The sequence below is a fragment of the Helicobacter bilis ATCC 51630 genome (assembly GCF_000686565.1).
GTDB classification, from domain to species: Bacteria; Campylobacterota; Campylobacteria; order Campylobacterales; family Helicobacteraceae; genus Helicobacter_A; species Helicobacter_A bilis.
Genome location: NZ_KK365989.1, coordinates 11928 through 30248, shown reverse-complemented (window position 1 = coordinate 30248; position 18321 = coordinate 11928). Strand labels below are relative to the sequence as shown.

The window sequence follows — 18321 nt, the reverse complement described above, 5'->3', positions numbered from 1 at the left end:
CCTATCTTAGTAGATTCTAACGGAAACTTAGTTGATTCTAGCGGTAAGCCTATACTAGATTCAAGTGGAAAACCTATTAAGGTATTGCTAGATGAGAATGGTAATCCTATCTTAGTAGATTCTAATGGTAATTTAGTTGATAGTAAAGGCAAACCTATACTAGACAAAAATGGTAAGCCTATCAAAGTATTAATAGACCCAAATGGAAATCCTATTTTAATGGATAGCGAGGGTAACTTAGTAGATTCTAGCGGAAAACCTATCTTAGATAAATATGGCAAACCAATTAAAGTTGCAGTAGATAAAAATGGGAATGTAGTATTAGTGGATTCTAAAGGCAATTTAGTAGATAAAGACGGCGACTTAATCCTTGATACCTTTGGAAAACCTATTAGAGTAGAGTTTGATTCTGATGGCAATGCAATTCTATATGATTCTAATGGAGTTATCATTGATAGCAATAAGCTAAAAATGCTAATGAAAAAACACCAAGTAGAAAAAGATTTAAAAAAGAAAAAGCTACAAAGAAAATCAAAAGGCACACAAGGCAGTAAGGGTAAATACACACAAAAAGGTAAGGGTAAGGGCAATGTTAAAGCAAAACAGCCTAGACACCCTATCCTTGATGAGTATGGAGTTGATGACTTAAGCGAATTAGACAATAGCGAAATGAGCTTAGATGAAATTATGAGACAATCATTGTTGGTGGCAAATGATTCTAAAACAAAAGAAGCAAGCACAGTAAAGTATGGAGATTCTAGTTTCTCTAACCAAGAAAACATAGATGAAGCTACAAACGAACATAAACTTCATAGAATGATACCAGCAGGCAAACTCATACCATGTGTGCTACTAACACCTATCAATAGCGAAATTGAGGGAATAGTATCAGCACAAGTAGAGCAAGACATATACGCACACATGGGTAAAGCGGTTTTAATACCTAGAGGTAGTAAAGTCATAGGATTCTATAAGAATGATAATAATGTGGGACAAGCTAGACTACAAATTGTATGGAGAGAGATTATTACACCGCAAGGCGTAAATGTTATTCTCACAAATGCAGTAACAGGCGATAGCGAGGGATATGCAGGTGCTAAAGGTTATCTAAATAATAGATATTGGCAAAGATATGGCGTAGGTATATCTATGCAGACATTAGCTAACTCTTTAACATTTGCAATAGCTAATGGAACACAAAAACCTAATGCAAGTGCAGGTTCAGCATTCTATACAGGACAAGTTTTAGCACAAGGACAAGCTGATATAAATACAGCTTTAAAACAAATATTACAAACACAACAACAAATAAAACCTATTATCCAAATAAAAGCAGGTAGTAGGATTTTCATAACGCCATCTACTCATATTTGGTTTCCAATACCAAAGAAAAATGAGATTATGGCTAAATATTTTGAGGAGCAATAACATGACAGCAAAACACAACCCAAACACAATCACAATCGATGAAGCTACTAAAAAACAGCAACAGCTAACAGAGAGAGTGAAAGGCATACAAACAGGCAATGTAAATAAAGAGTTAGACAAGGTTGAAAAACAAATCGAAAAGCTATCCAAAGAGATAACAAAAGATTTAGTCGTTTTCAACAAGCAACAGGAAGCAAAAGTTAAAAAGCTAGAGAAGCTTAATCTAAAACGAAATGAGATTTTACAAAATCATAACAATGTAAATACAACTACACAGACTAAGGAGCTAGATAATGAGTAATACAACGCAAGAGATAGAGAAAAAAGATGTAATAGAGGAAATCTATTCAAAGATTAATCCACTTGATGATAAAAAATATCAAATGGATAAAGAAACATATAACCGCATAAAACAGGCAGAAAGACAAGAGAAGTTGAAAAACACTAAAAATCTCTTTATAGGCTTTATAACAGGGACATTGTGTGGTATAGGAAGTATGGTAGGCGTATATATCTTTTCTATTGAGCCAAACATACTAAGTAAGCATGAGTTTGAATCTAATCAAATCAAACTTTTAAACACGCAACATGCAAAAGCAATGAAAGAAATAAAGGCACTCTTTTATGATGAATTGCAAGAGGTTGATGAAAGAATTGACAAAAAAGAATTGCAAGAAAAAATTAAACCAAAGGATACAAAATGAGTTTATTGGATAAATTGAAAAATGCTAAAGAGCAATACATTGACAACAATGAGAATATGCAAAACATATTAGCAAAAACTAAAAGCCTTGCAAATGAAGCAACAGAGAAGCTAAAAGAAATGACAAATAAGGATTCTAACAAAAATGCCAATAACTTGCAAGAACTCATCACTGAAAAACAAGAACAAATAAAACCTAGTGGTGTAATACACTTGCAAGAAAAAGCAGAGAATATCATGTTAGATTCTGCATTGCAATTAAAGAAAATCATACATGAAGCTTACCAAGCAGGATATGCAAAAGGCTATGAGTGTTGCAATAAGAAATTTACAGAACAAAATGCAGAATGCAAGGACAATGTAGAAAAACAAGCACCATACAAAGTGGAAACACAAGATAAATGGGAAAATGTGGCACTAGAGACAAAGCTTAATGCAGAAACACAAACACAGGAAAAAATATCTAATAAGGATTAATTATGAGTAATAAAACAAAAGGCATAGATTTAACAGAGGAACAACACAAAATTGCTGAAAGATATATGTTCCTTACACACAAATTAAATGATGAAAAAAATGGAATCTACCCTTACTTGTTGAAACATACAATATGAGAGTATTAAAAGATTTTATCATAATAACAATGGAAAAACAACCAAAAGAAGTCATAGAGTTAGTAATGAAGTATGTAGATACAGCTTACCAAATAGGGAATATGGAAACAAAAGATATAGGATATTGCGTAGGATACCAAAGCTGTTATTGCACCCATTATTTTTTGTGTAGTTTTGTTAAGTCTTTGCTCTAACTCTTGCTCTCTTTGTTCTAAGCTTTTGTTTTGCTCTTTTTGAGTGCTTGTGTTGTTTGCCTGTGTTTGTGTGTTATTTTGCATAACTATCTCCTTAAATGAAATTAAAATTACTCATCATCAAAATATCTTGCCATTGTCTCTTTATTCTTAGGTATAGGAAACCAAATATGTGCGGTTGGTGTGATGTAAATCCTGCTACCTGCTTTTATTTGAATAATAGGTCTTATGGCACTCTGTTTTGCGGTGATTTGTCTTAGCACTGCGTTTATATCGCTTTGACTTTGTGCTAAGATTTGTCCTGTATAGAATGATGAACCTGCACTTGCATTAGGTTTTTGTGTTGCATTTGCTACTCCAAAGGTAATTGCATTAGCTAAGGTTTGCATTGTTATACCCATTCCATAGCGTTGCCAATATCTATTATTTAGATAGCCTTTAGCACCTGCATAACCCTCGCTATCACTTGCTACTGCATTTGTAAGAATGATATTTACGCCTTGTGGGGTAATGATTTCTCTCCATACAATTTGTATTCTATCTTGTCCTATTTCATTGTCATTTTGATAAAAACCTATGACTTTACTACCTCTAGGAATTAATACTGTCCTACCCATGTGTGCGTATATATCTTGTTCTACCTGTGCTGATACTAAGCCCTCAATTTCACTATTGATAGGTGTAAGTAGGATACAAGGTATAAGCTTACCTGCTGTAATTGTGCGATAGAGTTTATGCTCGTTTGTAGCCTCATCTATGTTTTCTTGGTTAGAGAAACTAGAGTCTCCATATTTTGTGGTGCTGTCCTCTTGCATTTGAGTATTGCCTCGCCCTCCTAAATATGAGTCCCTAAATAATTTTCCATAATCATTTACATTACTTGCGTTACCTAATCCCATAGCATTTGCATAATTTACATTAAAGTCATCATCTCCATATTCTGCAAGTAATGGATTTTTTTCCTCAAATGCTTCTAAAAACAACACTTCCATATCTATATTTTGCGGTGTTGTTTTATTGCTATTTGATTTGTTTGTATTATGAGTTGATTTTTTAGCATTTTGATTATTAGTGCTTTGTTGTCTTTTAGGCTGTGGTGCTTGTTTCTTTCTATTAAGCTCTTGCTGTATTCTTTGTTGCTCTTGTAGCATATCTGCTTTTAATGATTGCTGATGTTTTGTGAATGGAATAGGCTTACCTTTTTCATCTAAGATAGTCTTGCCTTTATAATTAGCAAGGTTACCTTGAGAATTAACAAGCATAATGTTGCCCTCACTATCTGTTACAACACGAATAGGTTTGCCATACTCATCTAAGAGAAGTTTGCCATTAGAATCTACTGCATTGCCATTTGAATCTACATAAATAGTTTTACCTAATTTATCTTTTAAAACCTTAATAGGATTGCCATTTTCATCTAAGATGAGATTACCCTCTTTGTCTGTTAGATAGCCATTTGAATCCACTAATATAGGATTACCATACCCATCGTATCCTAAAAACTCTATATTGCCTTTAGCTTTTTTCTGTTGATTAAAGTAGTTATATACATTTTGTTGTGGTTTGTCTTTTTGCCATATATAATCACTAACAGGGAATTTAGTTTTATAGTCATCAAGCAAATAATCTAAATTATCCTTTTGTGAGTTTGTTTGGCTTGGGCTTTTTGCAAGGGGACTTTCTGCAATACCTTGCTGTGTTAAAGCTACACAAAGCACAAATGAAAAAGAAAAGGTTTTTAATGCTTTTGCTTTCATTTCTTTTTCCTTACACAAACATAGGCATCTCCTATGCGTATTGTAAAGTTATCTGCTGTTGTTTCTGCAACGAGATAATCCCCTATAATGCGTGAAGCAATAGGTGAATCCTTTTTATCAACAACTACCCATACCGCTGGCATTTCAGGCATTTTTTCTTTGTCGTATTTAAAATAAGTGAATTGCTTATCGCTAAATACTTGTTCTGCAAATAAAAAGGCATATTTTTTCTTTGTTTTTTGTATATATCTAGTGTCTATATCCTCTCTTTTAATCTTTAGCGAGTCTATTCCATTTCCAATGGTAAGATGGGTTTTCCTATCAAGTTCTATGGCTTTCTTTTTCTCTAGTTCTAATTGTTCTTTTTCCTCTTTAGTATAAGGTGTTTGAATATTTACAATAAGATTTGGTGGATTTTTACTCTTGTAGTCTGTGCTGAATACATAAAGGTTGTAAATCCTCTTATCTTGTGTAAAAATAGTAAGGTTTGTATCTATGCCTATGAGTTTTGGTCGTATAGATAATGCGTTTTCCATGTGTGGTAGTTCTTTGACTTCAAAGCCTATGCTATCTCCAAGTATATAGCCCACAATCTTAGATTCCATAATGATTGTTGAAGTCATTGCATATCGTGTTCTTATTTTAATAGTATGTTCTTTTGGCTTTAATACATTAAGTGTGTTTGAACTATCATCATAATTCTTTGTGAAAAAGTCTAGTTGTAATGCTTTTAAATTTTGTAGGCGATAAGCATTTTGAAGCATTTCTACTTCCTCTTTGGTAAGACTTTCGCCCTCTTTTTTGTTTAGGTTATAATTTGGCATTTTGACATTTTGATGTGCTGGTTTTGCATTGCCTATATTTTTTGAAGTGTTGTTTGCCTTTTCATTTTTATTGATTACAAGACTTGAAGTAAAATCTTTTTGACTAGAGTTCATAAGAGGTGATTCTGCCCTCTTTTTTGATTCTAGTTTGATTTGTTCTTGTTCTCGCAATGAGTCTGCTTGAATTTTGGCTAATTCTTTTGCCATTTCAAGACTCTGTGCTTGTCCTTGTTGCAGTCTTTCCTCATACTTTCTTTGGTCTGCTTCAGTCCATGCGTATGCTTTGTAATGCAGTCCATAAAGTATTCCTGCAAATATGATGATATAGATTAGCTTTTTATGTTTTGCTTTTGTGTTATTATTTTCTGTTTCCATGTGTATTCCTATTGTCTATCATCAAAAATTTCGCTCAAGGCATAGCCTGTTACAACAAATCCGCTTGGATTCTCTGGCACTGAATCAAAGCTTAACTCTTGGTTGATAAAGTCATATTGCAAAGTTGCCCTATATCTCTTTAACAAAGCCCTATTTGAGTTATTACTTCTTGTTTCTGTAATAAAGTCAATGTTTGCCACATTTTTGCTAAGAATGGATAGATTTATAATCTTTGCATTACGATAAACATCTTTTGCTTGATAGATTGAACCATCTTGCTTAACGATTGTTTCAAATAATTCCCATACTTCTTTACTACTTTGTATCCTTATCTTTTCGTATCGCTCTATATCATCAATTCTATTTATGATTTCACGATTCAAAAGATAGGTAGCAATAATGCTTTTCAATAAGGCTTCATCTGCCCTTATATCATAGTTGCCTTGCTCCACTCTTACAAAGTTTGTATCTGCATTTGAGAAAAATACTAAATAGGGTTCTTTTTGCTTCAAAGGCAGTAAAATAAAAAATCCAACGATAAGTAGCATAATAATACCGCTAAGTATGAGTATCCATAAAAACATAGTGGCTTTTATGTTTCTCTCTGTTCTAAAGATATGATTTGGGTCTCTTTTTAAATCTCTATCATCAAACGCCATTACTTATCCTTTTTCTTTTTGTGTAGGTTTGGCATAGGTGTATCTGCTACTTGTGGTCTTATTTCCTCCATATCCATTTTGACAGAGTTACAGGCATTAATTGTAAGCATGATTACAATAAAAAATATGCTTAGGCATTTTTTATACATGAGTATTCTCCATATCCATTTTTACATCATAACAAGCACATGGGCTTTTCTTTGGTGGTTTTAGTTTTTTATTGCTACCACATGCTACAAATAAAAAACCACATAACACTAAAATGAAACAAGTTTTAATTTTCATGTTAATTCCTTTAATATAGATTTGGCTTTAAGCCTTTTAGGTATCTATCACGCCATTCGCTAGGATATTGCTTTTTTAACTCTAGTAATTCATTGACATCATCACTACTACTTGAAAATACCCTTAAATAATCTTTTCCAAGACTTGATAAATTGACATCAAGGATTGCACTGCCTATTTCTTTTTGTTTAAAAAGCACTTGTCTTTTATTTTTACTTGCTTGTGATAAAAAGTTAATCTCGCTACCACTTAGAGATAACTTTGTGTATAGTTGCTCTAATGTTTTTTCATCTTTTGTGGGGAATATAATGTAATTACTCATATTTTCAATAAAAGTGTTTGCATTAGAGATTTCATCTAAAAAATCAAGGTTTTGTAGTCCCATAGTGATAACGCCATTGATTTTTCTAATCTCTACAATCATTTCAATGATTTTATCTCTCATGTTTTTATCATTTAGATAATCTCTTAATTCATCAATCCATATAAAAAGCCTTTATTTGCATTCTTTGAAATGTTTTTTATTTTATGGAATAAATACATTGCACTTAATGCAGATAATTTTTGATTTTTTAGAATAGCGTCCATATTAAGCATTGAAAGTTGTTTATTGAAATTTAAAGCACATTCTTTATTGTCAAATAAACTATTTAGATATTCTTTAAATTGTGCTTTAATATCTGCTGTTGTATCATTTGGAAGTCGCATAGAATCATAGAAGTCTTTAAGGCTTATTATGAGATTACTTTTTTCTGTATCTCTTAATTGCTTTAAAGTAGATGATACAATATCTTTCAAATCATGTTCTGTATCATTTATACCTGCCATTTCACAAAGCCACATGCGTAAAAACATATTGTTTTCATCTGTGTCTTGTAGTGAAAAAGGATTTAATTTAAAGCCACCTTTTTCTAAGTCGTGGTATTCTCCCCCAACAAATTCAGTAAAAGCACACATACCCCTTAATTTATCCATTGCAAAAATATTAATATCATATTTAAAGAGATTGAGTATTAAAAATTGCATAAGTGTGGTTTTACCATAGCCTGCTCCACCTATAACTAGAGTATGTCCTACGCTAGAATTTGAATCGCTATCATGGAAGTTAAAAAAGAATGGACTACCACTTAAATGTTTAAAGGTGGTTATAGGCTGATTACCCCACCTATTTGTTTTATTACCTAAAATATCATTTTCAAAGGTGCATAATGTAGATAACACTCCACTTGTTTGATGTCTCTTTCTAGCATTAAGGTTACTTCTGCTTGGAAAGAAACTAAAAAATAAAGGTTTTTGATTGAGTGTTTCTTTTACAATACTTAAACTTTGTCGCTCTAACAAAGCTTTCATGCTATTTGTTTTTTCGTTTAAATCATTTAAACTTTCTTTAGAGATTAATAAAATAGATAGAGATATTTTTATAATGTTTTCTCTATCGCTTTGCATTAATTGCACTAAGCTATCTAAGTTATTTTGCACCAATTCTACTGCAAAGGTTCTTACTCTTTTTACTTTATTTATTGCCTCTTGTTTGTTTAAAGCTTCGCAACTAAATAAAAAGTAATAATCTGCATTTTCTCTTAAAATACCTGTTGGAATAATGCTTGATACAGATTCTGTTTCATAAGCTTTTACACTAAGAAATCTTGCATAGATTGTTTCATTTGTGTTAGTGTAAAAAATCATATAATCTTTTTTAAACTCTACATCACTTGTCATATAGCAATCAGTGATTAAATCATAACTATATTTGAGTTTTGTTTCACTCATATTAGAATAGGTAGCATAAAGATTTAATAAATCATCACTTTTTAATAGTGTTGGATTAAACTCTGCTAGGCTACCTTTTGCATTCTCAATTACACTATTGAGTTTTGCAACTTTATTCTTATATGATTGTGTTTTATTTTCACTCTCTGCTCTCTCCTCTGTTAAAGCACGCTTCTTAGATTCAAAAAAGCCTGTAATTCTTTTTGTCTTGGTAGAGAAAATGAGATAATAATTTATTTTATAAGCTTTTGTGCCATACTCCCATTTCTTTATAATAGCTTCTGCATACTTATTATTGATTTTACATTCACGCATTTCTAAATCAATCAATTCTTTTTTACAAAAGATATTGACTTCAATGCTTGAATCTAATGTATTAAAAAATTGTGAGCGTGCTTGGGCTAAATCAATTTCCCTTGCTTGTGTGATACTTGCATAACTTACGCCCTCTAATTTCATTGCAACACATAAGTTTCCATCTCTTGTAACAAGAATGTTGTCATCTAATTTACATGCAATATTATTTTCATAAGATAAGCTATATACTAATGGTTCTTTTATGAAAATATTCTCAAAAAATCCAAGCACTTTATTGACATTATCTGTAATTATCTCTCTAAAAGATTTTTTATCTTTTTTATTCTTTTTAGTTGGTTTAGATTTTTTTATATCAACTAAAACTTCATGCTTTTTGTTTGGATAAGTTTCATAACTTGCATGAAAAACTTGATTTGTGTTTTCTGTATAGCTGGTGTTATTGATTGTGCTAGTATGTTCTATATTGCTTGTATCATCTGCATTGCTTGTATCAGTGTTATGAATATTATTGGTATCAATGTTATCATTGCTTGTATTGTTGTCAATGGTGCTAGTGTTAATAGGATTATTACTTGTATCAGTTTCAATGTGTAAGCTAGTATGAGTGGCATTGCTATCTGTATCAGTAATAATATTATCTGTATCACTTGCATTACTTGTATCAATATTTTCTGTTGTGCTAGTATCAATAATATTTTCTTGTATTTCAACTTGAGAAATGTTATTGTTGCTAGTATCATTAGTAATACTTGTATCAGTGTTATGAATATTATTGGTATCAATGTTTTCTACATTACTTGTATTAATAAACTCATTTTTATTGTATGTCAGTAATTGCAGTTCTGGTGTGTTATTTTGCAATACAATAACATTAATAGCATTGTTGTCGATACTTGTTTGTTCTGTGCTACTTGTATCATTAACAATACTTGTATCAGTATTATGAATAATGTTGGTATCAATAATTTCATTGCTTGTATTGTTATCAATAATACTAGTATCAATAATATTGTTACTTGTATCAGTAGTGGTATTGCTTGTATCACTTGCATTATTTATATCAGCAGGGCTGTTTATATTGATAGGAATGTTACTCGTATCATCAGCGTATGTTATGCTAGTATCAATATCGTTGTTACTTGTATCAATAACAATATGTGTGCTAGTATTATCGGTATAACTTGTTTCAATATCATTTTCTGCTTCACTCATGCTTATAGGATTTGTTAAAGCATGTTTTTGCAAATCAATCACTTCTTTATTGTAAGAAGTATTTTTAGGGTTGAATTTATTTTTTTTAAACAATTTTTTTAAAAATGGTTTCTTAGGCATAATAAACCTTTTTAAAAGAATTTTGAAAACTAACTGCTATGATGTCGTATATATCATCATCAAAATATTCAAGTATTGCTAATGTTATAGCTAGAATAAAAGTTGCAATAAGTCCATAAAAAAGAAAAAGAATAAAGCTTGTTACTCCAAACAAAAGCACTAATACCCATGCGTTGCGAGATAAGCCTCTTATTTTGTCTTTTTTTGTGATTTCTCTTATATTGCCAACTTCAATCATTGCAAACTTCCTTTTTCTAATCTATAAATGCTCGTTGTCCTAAATTTGTAATGCCATACAATGCACCAAGAGCTACTAAAGCACCGATTAAAACTTTTGAATTTTCTTTAAATGTATCAGGCTTAAATACAAAAATAAATCCAACAATACATACATATACAATACCCACACTTGCAATTACGGTGTTAAGCACTCCCATTACAGTGCTTGCTGTGCCTTTTAATTCTGTCTTTACTTGATTTCCAAGATTTGCAAAGTCTGCAAATGCAAAAGGTGAGTAAAGAATAAAGCAAATCAAAGAGAGATAAAACTTATTTACTCTCTCACAAAAATGTTTCATTTCACTTTTTATTTTGAGAAAACATTTTCTTAACATGAAAAATCCTTGTATAAATTTTCGTGCAAAGATAATGAAAATTATGGAATAAGTCAAAAAATATATAATTAAGAAAGAATTAAGTTTTTTGTATGAGTGTTGTGATTTTTTGTTGCTATAAAAATGAAAATTTGAACGCTTATTTTTAAAAAAATGAAAACTTTTTTCAACTTTTTTCTAAAAAACTGAAAAAATATATCTTTTTGTTTCAAATGCCCTGCCACACGATATTTTCCCCTATATTTGTCAGCACAAAAGGGTTATCCTGCCGATAATTTTGTGCTACCAAATAGAGTATTTTTTACTTCATAAATTATCACACTTTATTTTTAAAAAAAATATTCTGTTTTTTTCTAAAAAAATAATTTTATTTTGATTTTTCTTGTAGAATTAATTTGTATTTATCAAAAAAAATATTTAAGGTATGTATCACAATGCCACGACAGCCTTACGAACATGTTGAAAAAGTTTTAGCTGATTTTTTTAGCGATGAGGAACTTAGAATACAAAAAAGATTTTACAAAGAACCTCCAAAAAAAATTGCTAAACCTGCAAACTTGTCTTTACTAAAAAAGGATAAAAGATTTTCTAAACAATCTGTTGTGAAACTGCTTTCAAACTTGACTGCAAACGGTGCTTATAATGCAATCAATTATATTATACGACATAGCCCTTATGATTATGCTATTGATGAAAATGGAATGAGAGTTAGTGCAAGTGAAGTGTTAAAAGATTGGCAAAAAGATTTTAGCTCCAAGCCTAATTCCAAAGAAGCATGGCATTTGTGTTTTTCTATGAGAGAAGAGGTTAATGCTGAAAATATTTATGCTTTGCAACAAAGTGTTAATGACTTATTGCAAAAACATTTCCATGAATATAAGTATGTAAAAGTCTTACATATACACCAAAATAATCCACACATACATGTAGTAATTAATAAAAATAGTATGCTAACACATAAAAAACTTCATTTTAAAGATAAAGATAGCATTAAAAATTTTTTCAATGAAATGCGAGATGATTTTGCGGATTCACTCAATTATCATGGCGACTTAAATTATCATAATGCCTATAAGTTTGAAAAGACAAATATCTTAGAAAAAATTGATAGGACAAAGCAAAAAGAAAATAGACATAGCTATATGGATACCATATCTCAACTTAGTAAAGATAAAGATATTATTGCAAACAGAAAAGAAATGTTGCAACAAAAGATTAATAACGCACAGAGTGATATAAAAGAATATACAGCTAAAAAACAAGACTACATACAGCAATTAAAAATTATAACCGCTTATGAAAAAAATTACTCTAAATATCAAAAGCTAGATTATAAAACTAAACAACAATACAAAAGCTTATTAAACTCTATAAAAGAATTAAATATAGAGTTAAAATCTGCATACAAGATTCAAAATACATATAAACAAGAGATATATCAGCTCAATAGGGCTATAAATAATCTTGGTTTTGATTTTATGAAACATAGAAATCAATTTGCAAAAGATATTAACAATGATTATTCAAATGTCCTTGCAAAAAAAGCATATTTAGACTTTGTGATGAAGCATAAAAAATATGCAACAAGAGAACAGCTTCATATAGTTAATGATATACAAAATGAGATTAGAAAAAATACACAAGATATTACACAATCTATTGCTTTGCAAAATGAATTAGATAATGCCCTATTGCAACATTTAGGCGTAAAATCAACAAGTAAATCGTTAATATTTACACAAAAAGACATAACAAAGAAACTGCAAGTTTTACATAGCATAGATAAAAATAGCATGATTGATACAAAACTACTTGATGATTATAAGAATACATTGCAAACAAATAATATTGTAATTGATAAAATCATTAATGATAAGATATTGCATTATGAAAGTATCTTTAATGATGAAGCAAAAATAAATCAACATCACATAAAAACATTGCAATACTATTTTAAAGAATTTCAAAACCTTACAAGCTATTTAGATTCTAAAGCAGATGATAAGATACACTACAAGGAACAACAATTAAGCGATTTTACACTGCTACAAACAAAAATCAATAGTTTCTTTGTAGAACATGAAAATGAAGTAAAACAACAAGAAAAAGATTTAGAACAACAGCAATACTATACTGACTTTATTGAATGGTATATCATTGATAGAAAAATGAGAAATATAGATTATATGCGTAAATCATTGCATGATAAATACAAGAATAATACTTTGCATGAGTATTTAGAAAAATATGATAATACTGCCTTAATAGATTATAAAGTGCATTTGCGATTGTTAGAAAAAGAAAAAGAGAAACAAAAAGCAAATACACAAGAAAATACCCTTAATAAGAAAGGGCTTGAGAGATAGGGATTATTTAAAAACATTACATAGACTTGCTTTTTAAATCATATTTATCATTGGCTATTTTTATTGCTTTCATATTCTAGTTTGCTAATAGAATCTATTAAATCTACACTTTTAATAGATAGGTTTATAATTCTTAAAAGCAAGTCGTAGATATAGCGAGAGCCATTAAAGAGATTTGGGTCATTTTTGATTTTAGCTTTATTACTTGTTTTTTCTATATCTATGATTTGGAATCTCTCTATTATCCAATCAATAGCACTTTTTTGATTTATCACATAGCTATAAGCTCTTGGTGGAATGTTTGTAATAGTGAGATTCTCATTGTAGTAAATCTTAGTTGTATCGCTTTTATCTTTTGTTATTTTCTTTACATGAAAATAGGAATCTTGTTGTGAATCTATAAATAAATCATTTGTGTTGTATTTAAATTTCTCGCCATTTTCATAGTTTAGGTGTAATTGTGCTAACTCTTTGCCTAGATTTGAGAGTTCTCTAAAATGTTTGCTAAAAGGCACTCGTGGAGAATCTTTGCTTAATTCTGCTTTATATTTGGCTAAAAAGATTCTATGATTAAAGATTGCGTAAATGTAGTAAAAAATATCCTCTTCATTTATGCTTTTATCATTATAGTGTTTTTGAAACTGCTCTAATCCCCATTGAGTGATAGCATATCCTCTTTGCTCTTTGCCCTCTAAGTCTGGTGTGTAATAATAGAGTGGATAGGCATGACAACTTGTTAAAATGCTTTGGTCTGGTATTGTATCCAGTACGAAAGCATGTGAATCTGCTATACAAATAACTATGTTTTTAGAATCTGCTTTTGGGTAAATTTGTTTTAATTTATACTGCTCTTTATTCCAAGTTTTATCGTAATATATATAAGATTTTACAAAAGGTCGATAAGTAGCAATTCTTACTTTAGATTCCATAAAATCATCAGTTTTTCCATTTCTAATAAAAATATTTTTTAGCTTTCTATCCCAAGCAATTTTACTTTCATCAGTAGTGATTTCTTTATCTGTTAGCATTTTATAAAGCTCACTATAATCTATATCTTTATGCTGTTCTTTAAAGGCATTTCTATTAAAGTTTGCTAGATTCTCTTTATAAGTAGCAATACATTTTTGCATAGAATCTTGCAGCGTAGCTTTATCAAAATTCCATACCCAAGAATCTCTCCCACTTAAAAAACCATTTGAGTTGATAGAAAAAAGTGTTTTTATGCTTTTATCTTTTTTATCTTGTTTTAAAGGCAGTAATGTATAGAAATGTTCGTTTCTTTGATTTATCCAATCTCCCCTTTCATTTGGTGTGATATTGTAAAAATCTATATTTTCTATATCCTTTTTTTCTGTTAAAAAACTTAACTTTTTATCTCTATCCCAATAATCTCCCACCTCAAAATAATGTAGTTTAGAATCTTTTGGTTCTCTGCTTTTTACTAAAAAGATTAAGGACACATTTGCACGAGAGCCACTATCAAAGATTCCATCGCCCTCTTTCTTTCTTAGCTCCCCTTGTGTTCGTGCATTACCCCTTAAATTGATAATATAAATATCCTCAAACTCTTTAAAGAGACATTTTCTAAAGCCATCGGCACTTTTAGAATCAATAAAACTACCATTTACTACAAAACTAATTATCCCCCATTTATCTTGCTCCCTTAATATTCTATCACTTGCCATTCGTATAGATTGTATTAAGGTATCTCTTGTAGTTTTACCAGTAGCCCCCTTGTTTGCTGAAAGGGTAGAATATTTATTATAAATATGTGTTTCTAGTTTTGGGTGTGGATAGTTTGCGTTATTATCATTTTCACTATTTGCTCCGCCTGAATAGGGTGGGTTACCGATAAAAACTCGTATAGATTCATTTTTGATAATTTCTTGTGTTTCTTTATTTTTTAATAAATCTTTATAATACTCACTAAATAAGCCATAGTCGTGTTCTGTTTCTAAATAATTTAGTGAATCTGCTAAGGCTATATGTGAGAATTGAGAAAAGCTAGAGTCTCTATCTTGTGCGATTTGAGTTATATTTATTAGGGCAATATAGTAAGCTAGAATGTTTATATCTTGTGCGTAGATTCCATGATTATATCTATCATGCAAACTTTTAGAATCTATTAGCTCATTTTCTTTACTTAAAAGCCTTGCTATAAATGCACCTGTGCCAGTGAAAGCGTCAAAGATTTTTACCTTTTTATCATTAAAGTCTGTATTGAAATGTCGCTTTAAAAGTGTATTTGTAGATTTAAGTATAAAGTCTATGACCTCAATAGGTGTATAGACTATACCTAATCTTTCACTTTGCTTTTTAAAGGCTGTTTTAAAAAAGGTATCATATAAATCTTTTATTAGCCTTTGTTTGTCGCTCTCTGTTTTTGCGATTTCTACATTTTCTTTAATACTTGTATAGAGTATGTGTAAATCTTTTAATTCCTCATTTTCTAAGCCTAAGCTCTTTAGTTTAGTGAAAGCAGAATCTAGGGAATTGCCTATTGGATTATTACTCATAGCTTCACCAAAGATTGTATCAAAAATAGGCTTTGTAACGATATGAGAAGCTAACATATCAATAGATTCTGTTTCTTTGATATTTGCGTGTATGGTTTCTCGTAAAGATGCTACAAATTCGCTTAAAATGTTTGGATTTTCTTTAAAATAGGCATTTAATCGTATGGTTAAATCTTTCACTATTTTACCTGTTTTAGCTGAAAAGGAAGCCCAATAATGTTTATCGCCTAATTTTGTTGGCAAAACATTGTAGATAGAATCTGCTATATCATTGAGTGAGCTTTGGATTTCAAATAAATGCTCTTGTATATGTTTTTTTGCCTCTTTATCTTTGATTTCTTTGTCTTGGTCGCTTTTTGTAGGCTTTGTGGTTGGATTTGTCTCTAAGCTTGTATTATCACTTAGCATAGCGATTTTAATCTTTTCTTTAAAGACTGCTTCGCTTACTAAACTTTCATCATGGCTTCTTAAGGCTTTTAGAATATTCCATATATTTCTAAAGTTTGTATTATTTACTGCTGAATCTAGATTCTTTAACTCTGTTTCATCAAGCGATACTGGTAAGATAATATAGCCTACTTCTTTATTTGGTGCTTTTCGCATTACACGACCTACTGCTTGGATAATATCTACCATAGCTGAACGACCATCAAAGAATACAACAGAATCTAGGGCAGGAATATCTACACCCTCACTCAAACATTTTGCATTTGTGATTAACTCGCAAATACTCTCTTTTTCTTGGTCTAATTGGCTTAATTTAGTAAATCTTGTATTGGCATTCATTGTGCCATCTATATGGTCTATATTTATTGTGTGAGACTTTGTCTTTTTTCTCATCTCTTCATCATAGCATTCTATAATGGTTTGAAAGCTCTCTTTTATATTTTTAGAGGTAGCTATATTTCTACAAAAGTTTAATGCTCTTTTGCTTGGTATATTATCACTTTGTGTTTTATATTCTGTATCCTCTTGTATGCTAGAATCTAATGTCATTAAATCACTTTTTACAAGCCCTTTATGTGTGCCTATGATTTTACAAACAAAGTCTAAATCTACTAATTTCTCATTTAGCCTATTCATACCTTTTTCTTTAAGCTTTGCAATAGCTTGATTTGCTACTTGTGCGTATGTTTCTTTTTTTAAGGTTAGAATGATAACTTTATAATCAGTTAATAAGCCCTCTTTGACAGCTTTATCAAAGCGTATCTCATAAATAGTTTTTCCAAATATCGCTTCATCATCCATTGAAAAAACTTCATTATCTTTCTCACTTGCCTTTGCTTTCTGTCTATCACTATAAATCTTAGGTGTGGCAGTCATGTAGATTCTGCGTTTTGCATTTACATGTGTATCATCGTGGCATAATATAAAGGCATTTTTCTGTGTATCTTGTAGATCTTGCCCTTTTATCTTAGTTGTATAAAGAGAGCCGACACTTCTGTGTGCTTCATCGCAAATGATTAAATCAATTTGTGGAAGTTTATCTTTAGAATCTAATTGCTGTGCTTTTTTAATCTGCTCTATAGATTGATAAGTGCTAAAAATAATAAATCTCTCATTATTTTCTTGTGCTTTTTTATAAGCCTCTATAATATCTTGTGGATTTGTAGATGGTTTTTTAGGAAGCTCTTTTATATCTAAATCATCTTCCCCTTTTGCAGCTGTGCTATCAGAGCAAACTATACAAGCGATAAAATTTTCACTTTTTTGTATAGCGTATTCTCTAAATGTCTGCCCTACTAATGCTATGCTTGGGGCTAAAAATAAAATAATTGAATTTTTAGAATCTGTAAGCGTTTCTGTAATTTTTAGAGAAGTAAAGGTTTTACCTGTGCCACATGCCATAATGAGCTTACCCCTTGTATTACTAGGGTTATTAAAATATTCTTTTACAGCATTTAGGGCTTCTTGTTGGTGTGGTTTTGGCTCTTTCTTAGCTTGTATTTCTAATTTATTTTTTGTAGGGTCAAACTTATCCCAATCTATACTTGATTGTAAAAAATCTTGTAGTGTGATTAATTCTATTGGAATCTTTTTAGAAATTTGTGCGATAGTATTTGATACTTCAGAGCTTATATCTGTTGTAGTTATAAGAATACCTTTTTTAAAATAAATATCCCCCACACCACTTTGTAATAATGAAAAATATGATTCAAGGTCGCTTAATTGCAATTTATTCTTAGTGTAAAATTTACATTGCACCGCAATAAAATCATTCTCTTTTGTCTCAATAACTATATCAATACCAGTGTCTTTTTTCTTATCTCTATATTTCCAATCAGTCCATAAATCAATACTTTTATATTCGCCTTGCGTATCTCTTTCACGCAATAAATGTGTAGATAGCTTTTCAAAAATGCTACCCTTTGTGCGATTATTCATAGCTACATGACTTATTTTTTCTAAAATTACTTGAAATTGGTTCATAAATAAACACCTGTTTTAAGAATCAACAAACAAAAAACATTATTTGCTTGAGTTCTTCACTCTACTCCATTTCATCTTTTTGTTATCGAATATTCTGCCCTGCAATAATAAGCATATTTATCTTGTTGGAGATTGC

Annotated in this window: 17 protein-coding genes; 6 read left to right on the top strand and 11 right to left on the bottom strand. The window is 30.4% G+C overall.

From position 1 onward, the window contains the following. From T368_RS0112640 to T368_RS17240, 5 genes are all read left to right on the top strand, one after another. A partial coding sequence (locus T368_RS0112640) for a DNA type IV secretion system protein ComB10 (protein WP_345917245.1) occupies nt 1-1428 on the top strand: 1428 nt, incomplete at its 5' end. A 1-nt stretch (nt 1429) separates the two neighbouring features. Beyond that, nucleotides 1430-1729: a hypothetical protein gene (locus tag T368_RS0112635; RefSeq protein WP_004089476.1), complete on the top strand. Its 300-nt coding sequence runs from the start codon at nt 1430-1432 to the stop codon at nt 1727-1729. Next, nucleotides 1722-2132, top strand: a complete 411-nt coding sequence (locus T368_RS0112630) for a hypothetical protein (protein ID WP_004089475.1) — start codon at nt 1722-1724, stop codon at nt 2130-2132. The genes T368_RS0112635 and T368_RS0112630 overlap by 8 nt, the downstream gene beginning before the upstream one ends. Beyond that, nucleotides 2129-2608, top strand: a complete 480-nt coding sequence (locus tag T368_RS0112625; protein WP_004089474.1) for a hypothetical protein — start codon at nt 2129-2131, stop codon at nt 2606-2608. The genes T368_RS0112630 and T368_RS0112625 overlap by 4 nt, the downstream gene beginning before the upstream one ends. Nucleotides 2609-2610: 2 nt before the next feature. After that, nucleotides 2611-2745 carry a hypothetical protein gene (locus T368_RS17240; protein WP_004089472.1) on the top strand — a complete coding sequence of 45 codons (135 nt, stop codon included), beginning with the start codon at nt 2611-2613 and terminating at the stop codon, nt 2743-2745. 59 nt (nt 2746-2804) lie between these two features. On the opposite strand, the gene T368_RS0112615 is transcribed toward T368_RS17240, so the two are convergent. Genes T368_RS0112615 through T368_RS0112575 form a run of 10 tightly spaced genes read right to left on the bottom strand, consistent with a single transcriptional unit; the run spans nt 2805 to nt 10873 of the window. Beyond that, nucleotides 2805-3023, bottom strand: a complete 219-nt coding sequence (locus T368_RS0112615; RefSeq protein WP_004089470.1) for a hypothetical protein — start codon at nt 3021-3023, stop codon at nt 2805-2807. 26 nt (nt 3024-3049) lie between these two features. Then, on the bottom strand, nt 3050-4696 hold the full coding sequence (locus T368_RS0112610; RefSeq protein ID WP_138160856.1) for a DNA type IV secretion system protein ComB10: 1647 nt from the start codon (nt 4694-4696) through the stop codon (nt 3050-3052). After that, nucleotides 4693-5895 carry a TrbG/VirB9 family P-type conjugative transfer protein gene (locus tag T368_RS14315; protein ID WP_004089468.1) on the bottom strand — a complete coding sequence of 401 codons (1203 nt, stop codon included), beginning with the start codon at nt 5893-5895 and terminating at the stop codon, nt 4693-4695. The genes T368_RS0112610 and T368_RS14315 overlap by 4 nt, the downstream gene beginning before the upstream one ends. Before the next feature lie 8 nt (nt 5896-5903). Next, entirely contained in the window at nt 5904-6554 is a 651-nt protein-coding gene (locus tag T368_RS0112600) for a VirB8 family type IV secretion system protein (protein WP_004089467.1), read from the bottom strand. Continuing rightward, a complete protein-coding gene (locus T368_RS15830) occupies nt 6554-6703 on the bottom strand; it encodes a hypothetical protein (RefSeq protein WP_004089466.1) in 150 nt (49 codons plus the stop codon). Before T368_RS15830 ends, T368_RS0112600 begins: the two co-directional genes overlap by 1 nt. Continuing rightward, entirely contained in the window at nt 6696-6839 is a 144-nt protein-coding gene (locus T368_RS16245; RefSeq protein ID WP_004089464.1) for a hypothetical protein, read from the bottom strand. Before T368_RS16245 ends, T368_RS15830 begins: the two co-directional genes overlap by 8 nt. 10 nt (nt 6840-6849) lie before the next feature. Beyond that, a complete protein-coding gene (locus T368_RS14745; RefSeq protein WP_004089462.1) occupies nt 6850-7284 on the bottom strand; it encodes a hypothetical protein in 435 nt (144 codons plus the stop codon). Between the two features lie 23 nt (nt 7285-7307). Further along, nucleotides 7308-10259: a VirB4 family type IV secretion/conjugal transfer ATPase gene (locus T368_RS14310; protein WP_004089460.1), complete on the bottom strand. Its 2952-nt coding sequence runs from the start codon at nt 10257-10259 to the stop codon at nt 7308-7310. Continuing rightward, nucleotides 10252-10497 carry a hypothetical protein gene (locus T368_RS0112580; protein ID WP_004089457.1) on the bottom strand — a complete coding sequence of 82 codons (246 nt, stop codon included), beginning with the start codon at nt 10495-10497 and terminating at the stop codon, nt 10252-10254. Before T368_RS0112580 ends, T368_RS14310 begins: the two co-directional genes overlap by 8 nt. A gap of 16 nt (nt 10498-10513) precedes the next feature. Then, on the bottom strand, nt 10514-10873 hold the full coding sequence (locus T368_RS0112575; protein ID WP_004089456.1) for a hypothetical protein: 360 nt from the start codon (nt 10871-10873) through the stop codon (nt 10514-10516). A gap of 434 nt (nt 10874-11307) precedes the next feature. On the opposite strand from T368_RS0112575, the gene T368_RS0112570 reads away from it, so the two are divergent. Continuing rightward, complete coding sequence (locus tag T368_RS0112570; RefSeq protein WP_004089453.1) at nt 11308-13239, top strand: relaxase/mobilization nuclease domain-containing protein; 1932 nt, start codon at nt 11308-11310, stop codon at nt 13237-13239. Nucleotides 13240-13286: 47 nt separating this feature from the next. On the opposite strand, the gene T368_RS0112565 is transcribed toward T368_RS0112570, so the two are convergent. After that, nucleotides 13287-18185 (bottom strand): type ISP restriction/modification enzyme, encoded by a 4899-nt coding sequence (locus T368_RS0112565; protein WP_004089451.1) that lies wholly within the window; start codon nt 18183-18185, stop codon nt 13287-13289. Between the last annotated feature and the right edge of the window lie 136 nt (nt 18186-18321).